The organism is Rhizobium sp. YTUHZ044, assembly GCF_051123975.1.
In the GTDB taxonomy this organism is placed as follows: Bacteria; Pseudomonadota; Alphaproteobacteria; order Rhizobiales; family Rhizobiaceae; genus Rhizobium.
Map to the genome: position 1 here is coordinate 3,469,235 of NZ_CP101426.1, position 10,766 is coordinate 3,480,000.

Annotated in this window: 6 protein-coding genes, 1 tRNA gene and 2 rRNA genes (1 of these 9 cut by a window edge); 2 read left to right on the forward strand and 7 right to left on the reverse strand. The window is 60.1% G+C overall.

Translation table 11 applies throughout. The features are described 5' to 3' along the window. Positions 1-12: 12 nt before the first annotated feature. Positions 13-351 (reverse strand): hypothetical protein, encoded by a 339-nt coding sequence (locus NL154_RS17170; RefSeq protein ID WP_434733102.1) that lies wholly within the window; start codon positions 349-351, stop codon positions 13-15. Between the two features lie 405 nt (positions 352-756). Between NL154_RS17170 and NL154_RS17175 the strand changes: the two genes are divergently transcribed. Continuing rightward, positions 757-1,047 carry a transcriptional repressor TraM gene (locus NL154_RS17175; RefSeq protein ID WP_434733103.1) on the forward strand — a complete coding sequence of 97 codons (291 nt, stop codon included), beginning with the start codon at positions 757-759 and terminating at the stop codon, positions 1,045-1,047. 115 nt (positions 1,048-1,162) lie between these two features. Here the strand turns inward: NL154_RS17175 and NL154_RS17180 are convergent, their stop codons facing one another. From NL154_RS17180 to NL154_RS17190, 3 genes are all read right to left on the reverse strand, one after another. Beyond that, a complete protein-coding gene (locus NL154_RS17180; protein WP_373968755.1) occupies positions 1,163-1,474 on the reverse strand; it encodes a DUF736 domain-containing protein in 312 nt (103 codons plus the stop codon). Positions 1,475-2,227: 753 nt separating this feature from the next. Further along, positions 2,228-2,629 (reverse strand): hypothetical protein, encoded by a 402-nt coding sequence (locus tag NL154_RS17185; protein WP_434733104.1) that lies wholly within the window; start codon positions 2,627-2,629, stop codon positions 2,228-2,230. A gap of 173 nt (positions 2,630-2,802) precedes the next feature. After that, positions 2,803-5,061 (reverse strand): ParB N-terminal domain-containing protein, encoded by a 2,259-nt coding sequence (locus tag NL154_RS17190; protein ID WP_434733105.1) that lies wholly within the window; start codon positions 5,059-5,061, stop codon positions 2,803-2,805. Positions 5,062-5,782: 721 nt separating this feature from the next. Between NL154_RS17190 and NL154_RS17195 the strand changes: the two genes are divergently transcribed. Next, entirely contained in the window at positions 5,783-7,513 is a 1,731-nt protein-coding gene (locus tag NL154_RS17195) for a recombinase family protein (RefSeq protein WP_434734111.1), read from the forward strand. Here NL154_RS17195 and NL154_RS17200 read toward each other — a convergent pair. The 3 genes from NL154_RS17200 to NL154_RS17210 form a co-directional block, all read right to left on the reverse strand. Continuing rightward, positions 7,470-7,546, reverse strand: a tRNA-Met gene (locus NL154_RS17200). The two genes, NL154_RS17195 and NL154_RS17200, sit on opposite strands and share 44 nt — an antisense overlap. A 225-nt stretch (positions 7,547-7,771) precedes the next feature. After that, positions 7,772-7,886: ribosomal RNA gene (rrf, locus tag NL154_RS17205) — 5S ribosomal RNA — on the reverse strand. Positions 7,887-8,103: 217 nt separating this feature from the next. Then, positions 8,104-10,766, reverse strand: a 23S ribosomal RNA gene (locus NL154_RS17210); it runs 216 nt beyond the window's last position.

Sequence of the window (10,766 nt, forward strand, 5' to 3'; positions counted from 1 at the left end):
ATCGGCGCCGGCCTACATGACAGCGCACAGCTGCGACCGGTCGCCTGCTTGCCGGTTGGGTACGATTTCGTAGGCCCAAGGATCATCAAGGTGTTCTTCGAGCAGGTAACAGACCACATCGAGATCGGCGTTCCGGCGTTCCGTTCTTGCTCGACTCGGTATTGTCGGTTGCCCTGGCCCCAGCCTTACTTCCTCGTCTCCTGGAGTTAGGTACACCTCTTGAAGGGCAATGACGTTGATGCCGGACATTTCGATGTGGTCGGCGAGCGCAAAGGCACTCTGTCGGCGATCGGCACGCGGCGCCCCGCTCAGATGTTCGATGTTCCAACTCGCAATCTGCAGAAATCCCATCGCCCTCTCCCTCCGTTGGTTACACTGCAATCCGTGAACGAATATATATACATGATCTCGTATTATTGGTGTGACAGTTTGGCCTTGTGCGAGCGCTTGCGCGAAGCCGGATTGAGCGGCAGTCAGTGCGCCTCTGCCAAGCCGCCTCCACGTCTCGTCCCCGGGGCCCCGCTTGCACCGGACGCCGGCGGTGAGGTGAAACTGTGGACTTGTGCGCGGGGAGAATACTGCGAATGGCGTCCCGTCGAGCGTCGATGGGAAGTCTCTGGCAATCGGAAAATCAGGGCGACACGTCCAACCCCGCTATGCAGATCTGCACATTTCGCTCGATGGAATTTGTCGATTGAATGCCGGGAGTCGGAACAGACGTGCCGTACCGACGGCCAATCATTCGGAGTCATGAGCGTGAACAGAAACAAGTCATTTGAAATCCCGGCGGTCATCGGTTTGACGAGAGGAATATCGAGCGGTGAACTCGAGACCCTGACCGTCGACGCCATCCGCTCTCACAGGCAGCGCGTTGAGCGAGCCCAACAGCTCTGGGAGCTGTTGCCCGATGCTCATGAGGGAAAAACAAGCGGAGGCACTCAGCATCTCGCCTATGTCGAGGCCGCCATGGAGATGCATGGGCAGATGCGGGTCCTGCATACTTTGTTGAACCAGCTCGGCTATATCCCGAAGGTATCAGTGAACTGATCAAAACCGTTTCGGAGGGCGCCAAGGTCGGCCTGGCGAGCGGCGTTACCGGCTATTCGGCGCAAGCCCTTCTGATGGAGAAGAGGGTCCCGTCGGCGGGACCCTCCTGCAGTTCTCAGTTGCTGGCGCGGCGCCGTGACCAGATGAGGGCCAGTTCGTCGCCTTCGGTCTCGACCAGGCTGGCGTAGATCGGGGCGGCGAAGCTCGGATCGTCTAGCTTGACGGAGAGGTAAGAATTGCCCTTGTCGGACTGCTTCTTCCATGCCGCTCCGAACTCGACGGCCGCCGCGAACACGCGGTAGTCCGGGCCGTTTTCGGTGTCGCCCTCGGCGGGCACGAACTTCACGGACTTGACGTTGAGGGTGAGGGTCTTGACCGAGCCGTTGAAGCCGTTCTCGGTGCGGGTGAAGGTGCCGATGGTAGCCATGATGCGCTGTCCTTTTGCTGATCGGATCGCGCCCATCGCGATCTCGATGACGGTCGTTGGACCGGAGACGATCGGGGCGCACCCTTGGGCCGGAATGGAATGAAGGGCGGCCGACAGCCGCTTTTTTGATTTCGCGATGCAAAGCCGGCCATCAAGCCGGCGGCGGAAAAAAGCGGATGGCGGACGTTGCGGACTTGAGATCGAGGCGGCGATTTCGCCGCCGGTCTTCGGTCAGGCCAGATCAATCGAGTTCGCGTTGGGCGTGATCTTTTTCAGTGGAAAGAGGGCAACCGCGTCATGGCTACGATCGGCGCCCTTACTTCCCCGTATACAAAGGCTTGCCGGGCCCGCGGCGCAACAGGGTCTCGGTCTCATTTCGGGCCTGGGAACGTTTTCCGCCGATCAATAAAGTGCGAGTGATGCTCCGGACCTTTGTTGTTCTGGCGTTTCACCGCGTTCCGGGCGAGCTGGTAGGGCTCACCGGCATGATCACTACAGCCCATCCCACCAAGCCAGACGATTCGCCGTTTCCGCTGAACTTGCATGGATGGCTCGTACAGAGGCACCGGACTAGCTGCTCAGGCCGGTGCGGTGCTGCGTTGTTGCGTTTGACGTCACCGCCGGCCTCGCACCGACGGGCCCACCGGCACGACAAGCCCCCGCCGCTGACCCACCGTTTCCACGATTTCGTAGCTCTTTAGGACGGCCCCCATGCCCTCGTTGAGCAGGGTCAGCAGGTCCGCCGGGGCGGCTTCACCTCGGTTGGGCGAGCCGCGCCGCCGCCGAGAAGCCGACGACTGCGCCGCAGGCAATGCCGAGGAATTGCCTCGCGGGTTCCGTCACAGGCGCAGCACCGATGACGCCGTGCATCAGCGCATACCCGGCTACAGCGGCAGGCGCGGCATAAGCTACGGCTAGGACCAGCCTTGCAGTTGGGTTCCGTAGAACCTCCCGGAGGCAGACGAACAGTGCAAACGATAGAATGGTGGCGGCAATGGCGACGACGCCAGCGATCATCACTCCTGCGCCGCATGCGTGCGCAAGGCGGAAGGCGGCAAGGCCAGCCATGAACGGCAAGGCATGCGTCGCAAGCACGAAGGCGAGCGCACATAGCGCGGTGCAGAGCGCGACAGCCAGAAGGATGATCGGGGTCATGGCCTGTCCTCACTCTCTCACGATGTACGAGCGGCGACCTGCAGCCTCCACGTTTCGACAGACGTGATGATCGTGTTCGCGTCGAGGTCACGGCCGCGCCCTCGTGGCGCGGCCGCAAATTTTCTTGATCGGCAGAAGCGGGCCGGAGCGCTGTGGCTCCGGCCTCGCCCTGTTCATTCGGCGGCTTCGGAGAAGCCGGCCCCGTCATCCATGCCGTCATCTTCGGCATGCCCGTGGCCGGGGCCTTCCTCCCATGCCTCCGCTTCGAAGGGATCAACGTCCCCACCAAAATCCGAGTGAGACGCATCGGCATCCGCGATGCTGTCTTCCTGCAAGGTTGGCATGGCGGGATGCGCAGTCCGCAGGAGCGGCGGCAACCAGCCGGTACCCCCGAGAAGCTGCTCGGCAGCCTCGGCCATCGGCGCTTTCTTCATGTCCGCGATCCGCTCCGCCGCCTCGTCACCGCAAGCTTCCCGCACGGCAGCAAGGATGTGCGCCTTGGTGACGCGGCCCAGATAGCTGCGAGCGGTCGGCCTCCAATGCTGACTCATGTCGAGAGCGAGCGCCGCCGCCAACCTGTTGACGGTATGTTGCGCGCGCGGGCGCTGCTCCCATGGCTGTTTGACAGCATTGACGGTCAGGGATGCGCAATGTGCGAAGAGCGCCATGACACTGACCTGATCCAACCCGGCGATGAAGTCCCAGAGATCGGCCGCGTCGCGCGGCATGTCGGTCGCCCAACCCTCATGGCGATCCGCCAGCATCCTTGCCGCCGCCGTATCCTCGATGCCATCCGCGTGACCGGACAGCGCGGCACTCATGGGCCGAATTTCGAGGGGGCTGGCCTCGACGCCGCGATAGAAGGTCTGGGCGGCAAGAGCATGCGTCACGGCGATCAGCGCGATTTCCGGCTGCTCGCCAAGCGTAAGGCGAAGGCCAAGCGTCCTATGCGCCGTGAGGTCGCGGGTGAGAATATCGGAAACCGGCTGCGCCGCATCACCTTCATCTTCCTCCCGCGCAGGATCACCGCCCTGCCCTTGCCTTTCCGCGATGACTTCACCGTCCGCATTGACGCGCACGCCATCGATGACGGTTTCGCCATTTTCGATGCTGTCCGCTTCCGGTTCCGGCTTCTCGTCCTCGGGCCGGATGAAGCCGCGCTCGATGCGGGCCGCGCCTTCATAGTTGAGGGAGACGAATGCGCCGCCGCAGCCAACATCCTCGGGATCGTAGGCATGCCGGCGGGCGTCAAGGCGCTCGATTTCCGCTTCAAACTCCGCGAAGCGCTGATCGACATCGGGCGGCAGGTCTTCATCGGTGTTCTCCCATTCCGCCGTCAGAGCATCAAATTCTGCCTGTGCCGCTTCGCGGGCAGCAAGGTCTTCCGCCGACAGGTCAACCGGCTGCGGATAGACGCGGCGAAGGCCATGGGCATGCGGGTAGTCAATGAAGACTTCCGCCCATTTCCAGCCCTCCGCCGCCCGTAGATCGGCGGCGATGCTCTCCAGCTTTTCGAGAACGAGCCGGTCCAGAAGGGCGGCGTCCTCGAAATAGCCACCACGATCCTCGGTAAAGAGATCGCGCAGGATCGAGCCACCCGCCTCGATATAGGCTTCCGCGCCGATGAACATCGCCTTGCGGTCGTTCGCCTGCACATGCGTGCGGGTGAACTCCCGGCGGATGATATAGGCGTCGCGGTTATAACCGAGGCTGTCATAGACCTGCTCCTGCCGCACATGATCGTCGGTGACGGCAAAGGCCATCAACTGATCGAGGTTGAGACCTCCCTCGCGATAGACCTGCATCAGCTTCGGGCTGACCGCGCCCAAACGCAGCCGCTGCTTGACAACATGCGCGGTGACGCCGAAACGAGCGGCGATCTCTTCCGCACCCCAACCCCGGTTTTCCGCAAGTTCCCGGAAAGCCTCGAATTGGTCTGCGGGCAGGAGGTTGCTGCGCGTGACGTTCTCGTCCAGGCTGATTTCGAAGGGATCGTTTGCCGTGTCGATGACGCAGCGGACCGGTTCATCCGGCGCGATCTCCTTGCGCTTGGCGCGCAACGCCTGTGCCAACCTGCGGCCCTCGCCGATGGTGACGAAGTAGAAGCCGGTCGGCTCACCATCGGGGCCGAACTCCGGTTCGACCACGAGGTTCTGCAAGATGCCCTTGGCGGCGATGCTCGCCGCATAGGTTTCGATCGTCTCGTTGCTGTGCGGGGTCTTTCGCGCATTGCGGGGCGACTTCTTGAGCCTGTCGAGCGGGATCAGGATTTCCACGCCGCCCACGGCTTCCGCCGCAATGCTTTCTGGAGCGGGCAGAGCCGCGATCACATCCGCCGATACTTCTCCGATGCTGAGGACGTGTTCGTCCGTTGCCACATCTTCCGCCGTCGTGGTCGTGACGGCCTTCGCCTTCTTCGCTGTCCTTGCCATTGTTCCAATCCTTTCCTTGGTCAATGCCGGAGGCATGTCCCCGACATGCCTCCCGGGGGCGCGTGAGCGCGCGGGGATGGAGGGGGCAAATGCCGGCGAGCATCGCCGGGCTGCGAGGCCGAGCGGGACGGATCGGAACACAGAAGCGGATCGTAGCCCTGCGCCGGCTTGCGAGCCGGCGGCCCTGCCATGCGCAGGCGGCGTTTGCTGGGGAGCAAGGGGGAAGCCCCCTTGGCTCCCCACTCGGCCGATCGCCGTTGGCTTGTTTGTGGAAAAAAGTGAAAGAAAAAATCGACTTTGGGGGATTCGCCCGTCGCGGTTTTCCGCTAAGGTTACGCCCGAGCTTGCTGTCTCCGCCGCACGGACTACGCCCGAATGCGCGTGAGACGCGGGCAAATCAGTGCTATGCGCCGGAGTTTTCCAGAATGCCCGGGAATTCGCATTCACAGTTCAGGGCTGACGCCCCAGTCTTTGCCAGGAACGGATCGACCCGTTTTCTGACGAGGATTGCGTTGTGGCAAAACGAAAAGGGAGCGCGGCTGGGTGCGTCCGGGTGGTTCTCGAACCATCCGAAAGCATGCCGGCCTACGATCCCGAAAAGCCCGATCCGCGCCTTCGCGACTTCGTCCGCCTGCTGGCGCGGCACGCCGCGCGCAAATTCGTCGAAGCCGAACGGGAGCGCGCATCCCGCGACCACCTCCCGGATTAGGGAGATCGCCGCATGAAGGTCGCACTCTACGCCCGTTACTCCTCCGACAATCAACGCGACGCCTCGATCGAGGATCAGTTGCGGATTTGCCGTGCCCGCGCCGAGCGCGAGGGCTGGACGATCGTCGACAGCTATACGGACCGGGCGATCTCCGGCGCGTCGTTGCTGCGGCCAGGCGTGCAGGAATTGATCGCCGACGGTCTCAAGCGCCGATTCGACCTCATCCTGACGGAGTCGCTTGACCGTCTTTCGCGCGACCAGGAGGACATTGCCGGCTTCTACAAACGCATGCGCTTTGCCGGCGTCAGCATCGTCACGCTTTCCGAGGGCGAAGTCAGCGAGCTGCATATCGGTCTCAAGGGCACGATGGGCGCGCTCTACCTGAAGGATCTTGCCGACAAGACTCGCCGCGGCCTCCGCGGCCGGGTGGAAGATGGAAAATCGGGTGGTGGCCTCTGCTACGGCTACGACGTCGTCCGCCAGATTGACGCGTCTTCCGGAGAGGCCAGCCGCGGCGAGCGGACGATCAATGAAGCCGAGGCCAACATCGTCCGCCGGATATTCGTGGACTACCTTGCCGGCAAGTCGTCGCGGACGATCGCAATGATGCTGAACAGCGAGGGCGTGCCGGGTCCGCAGGGCAGCGATTGGGGGTCGTCGACCATCCACGGCAATCCGAAGCGCGGGACCGGTATCCTCAACAATGAACTCTATGTCGGCAAATTGGTCTGGAACCGCCTCCGGTACCTGAAGGATCCGGATACAGGCAAGCGCGTGTCGCGGCTCAATCCGGAGAGCGATTGGGTCGTTCAGGATGTGCCGGAGCTCCGTGTCATCGACCAAAATCTATGGGACGCGGTCAAAGCGCGGCAAGCTCAGCTCGCGCTGGAGCCAGGAGCGCGTCCCGGCGACAATTTGAGCCTGAACGATCGCCGACGCCCAAAACACCTCTTCACCGGTCTGGTCAAATGCGGCTGCTGCGGTGGCGGTTATTCGATGATCTCCAGGGACATCCTCGGATGCACCAATGCCCGCACGAAGGGCACCTGCGACAACCGGCTCAACATCCGCCGCGACACGCTGGAAGCGAGCATCCTGAACGGGCTCGACAAGCACCTGATGGAACCGGAACTCTTCAAGGATTTTTGCGACGAGTTTACACGTGAGGTGAACAAGGCCCGGATGGCAGCCCGAGCATCGCTCGAATCTGCTGAAGTCGAGATCAAGCGCATCGACCGCGAGCTCGACACGCTCCTCGATCTCATACTGAAGGGCGGCGCCGCCGACCGGATCAACGAGAAGATGGTGGGTCTGGAACAGCGTAAGAGGGAGCTGTCTTCGATGCTGGAGACGACAGAAGCGCCGCCTCCCCTGCTGCATCCCAACCTCGCAAAATATTACCACGAGGAGATCGCTGCCCTTCACGACCACCTTGGCAACGAGGAGACACGGGGGCGTGCAGCGCAGATGCTGCGCACGCTCGTCGAGCGGATCGAGCTGGTGCCGAATGGCGATGAACTGGCGATCGTGCTGCGCGGCGATCTGGCGGCGATCCTGACGTTCGCCTGCGGCAAGAAGAACCCGGACTTCCTCGAACAGACGGCAGTCCTTGAGGAACTGATGGGAGAAGCTGCGGTTTCCGGCGCCCAGAAACGCAAAAAGCCCCACGGTGGGGGCTTATTGGGATCGCAGGGATCGTTGGTTGCGGGGGCAGGATTTGAACCTGCGGCCTTCAGGTTATGAGCCTGACGAGCTACCGGGCTGCTCCACCCCGCGATATTTCATTCCGGACGTTGTGCCCGGGAGCGATGTCAGGCGTAGCCTGACGAGGTGAGGCCGTTTGGAGATCGATCCGGTGGATCGATCTTAGGCCGAACGGGCTGCTCCACCCCGCGGAACTATTATAACACGAAAGGCCGCTTGTGAGCGGCCCTTTGTTTCGGCCTTGGCCGTTTGGGTTTGTTCAGAGAAGATTTTTATCAACTGAGTTGCGTTTTGCAGACCTGGCAGCGACCTACTCTCCCGCGTCTTAAGACGAAGTACCATGGGCGCAGGGGCGTTTCACGGCCGTGTTCGGAAAGGGAACGGGTGCAGCCACCCCGCCATAACCACCAGGTCGGCAAAGCGCAACTTATTGATTTGAGAAGCTGGCAGGCGTTGGCCTGTTTTTTTGAACACGTCTTTTGGATCTCTTCCGGCTGCGGGTGCTTGTGGCACCCATACAGGCCAGAGGCCGTCGCCAATCGTTTGGCGGGCCGTCCGCAGCGCCCTTGGCGCGTCAGGACAAAGGTCAGGCATCATCAGCCTCTGGCTGATGAGCATGAACAATGAGAACGATCAAGCCGATCGAGCTATTAGTACCGGTAAGCTTCATGCGTTGCCGCACTTCCACACCCGGCCTATCAACGTGGTCGTCTTCCACGGCTCTGATAGGGAACACTCGTTTTCAGGTGGGTTTCCCGCTTAGATGCCTTCAGCGGTTATCCCGTCCATATATAGCTACCCTGCTATGCCCTTGGCAGGACAACAGGTCCACCAGAGATATGTCCATCCCGGTCCTCTCGTACTAGGGACAGATCCTGTCAATATTCCTACACCCACGGCAGATAGGGACCGAACTGTCTCACGACGTTCTGAACCCAGCTCACGTACCGCTTTAATTGGCGAACAGCCAAACCCTTGGGACCTGCTCCAGCCCCAGGATGCGATGAGCCGACATCGAGGTGCCAAACAACCCCGTCGATATGGACTCTTGGGGGTCATCAGCCTGTTATCCCCGGCGTACCTTTTATCCGTTGAGCGATGGCCCTTCCACGCGGGACCACCGGATCACTATGACCGACTTTCGTCTCTGCTCGACTTGTCAGTCTCGCAGTCAGGCGGGCTTATGCCATTGCACTCGACGACCGATTTCCGACCGGTCTGAGCCCACCATCGCGCGCCTCCGTTACTCTTTCGGAGGCGACCGCCCCAGTCAAACTACCCACCATACACTGTCCCGGACCCGGATGACGGGCCGCGGTTAGACATCCATGACGATAAGGGTGGTATTTCAAGGATGGCTCCACGGAAACTGGCGTCCCCGCTTCAAAGCCTACCACCTATCCTACACATGCCGACACGAATGCCAGTGTAAAGCTATAGTAAAGGTGCACGGGGTCTTTCCGTCTGACCGCAGGAACCCCGCATCTTCACGGGGAATTCAATTTCACTGAGTCTATGTTGGAGACAGCGGGGAAGTCGTTACGCCATTCGTGCAGGTCGGAACTTACCCGACAAGGAATTTCGCTACCTTAGGACCGTTATAGTTACGGCCGCCGTTTACTGGGGCTTCGATTCAAAGCTTGCACCTCTCCTCTTAACCTTCCAGCACCGGGCAGGCGTCAGACCCTATACGTCGTCTTGCGACTTCGCAGAGCCCTGTGTTTTTGATAAACAGTCGCTACCCCCTGGTCTGTGCCACCCCACAAGAGTTGCCTCATATGGGGTCACGCTTCTTCCGAAGTTACGCGTGCAATTTGCCGAGTTCCTTCAACATAGTTCTCTCAAGCGCCTTGGTATACTCTACCTGACCACCTGTGTCGGTTTCGGGTACGGTCTATACGGTGGAGCTATTTCCTGGAACCGCTCCGCTGCCCATCCAATCCAATTAGAATGAACAACTTGTGCAATCCGTCACTACCACCAGGCCCACGAATATTAACGTGGTTCCCATCGACTACGCGTGTCCGCCTCGTCTTAGGGGCCGGCTAACCCTGCTCAGATTAACTTTAAGCAGGAACCCTTGGTCTTTCGGCGAGAGGGTCTCTCACCCTCTTTATCGTTACTCATGTCAACATTCGCACTTCCGATACCTCCAGGAGCCCTCACGGGTCTCCCTTCATCAGCTTACGGAACGCTCCGCTACCACGTGTATTGCTACACATCCTCAGCTTCGGTGCATGGCTTCAGCCCCGTTACATTTTCGGCGCAAAGACCCTTATTTAGACCAGTGAGCTGTTACGCTTTCTTTAAATGATGGCTGCTTCTAAGCCAACATCCTGGTTGTTTTGGGATCCTCACATCCTTTCCCACTTAGCCATGACTTGGGGACCTTAGCTGGAGGTTAGGGTTGTTGCCCTTTTCACGACGGACGTTAGCACCCGCCGTGTGTCTGCCGAGTAGTACTCCCCGGTATTCGGAGTTTGGTTAGGATCAGTAAGACGGTGAGTCCCCATAGCCCATCCAGTGCTCTACCCCCGGGGGTATTCGCTCGACGCTCTACCTAAATAGATTTCGCGGAGAACCAGCTATTTCCGAGTTTGATTGGCCTTTCACCCCTAGCCACAAGTCATCCCAATCTATTGCAACAGATGCGGGTTCGGTCCTCCAGTTGGTGTTACCCAACCTTCAACCTGCTCATGGCTAGATCACTCGGTTTCGGGTCTAATGCAACAAACTATATCGCCCTGTTCAGACTCGCTTTCGCTGCGCCTACACCTACCGGCTTAAGCTTGCTTGTTACACTAAGTCGTTGACCCATTATACAAAAGGTACGCCGTCACCCTTGCGGGCTCCGACTGTTTGTAGGCATCCGGTTTCAGGTTCTATTTCACTCCCCTTGTCGGGGTGCTTTTCACCTTTCCCTCACGGTACTTGTTCGCTATCGGTCATGCACGAGTACTTAGGCTTGGAGAGTGGTCTCCCCATGTTCAGACAGGATTTCTCGTGTCCCGCCCTACTCTAGGACAATCATGATATCTACGCGTACGGGGCTGTCACCCACTACGGCCGCACTTTCCAGAGCGTTCCACTTTAATCACAATTGCCACTGGCCTGGTCCGCGTTCGCTCGCCACTACTTGCGGAGTCTCGGTTGATGTCCTTTCCTGCAGGTACTTAGATGTTTCAGTTCCCTGCGTTCGCTTCTTACACCCTATGTATTCAGGTGCAGATACCTTATCACAATGCTTGGAAACCTGAGGCGCCTTCGACGCATCAGGCAATAGCCAATAGGC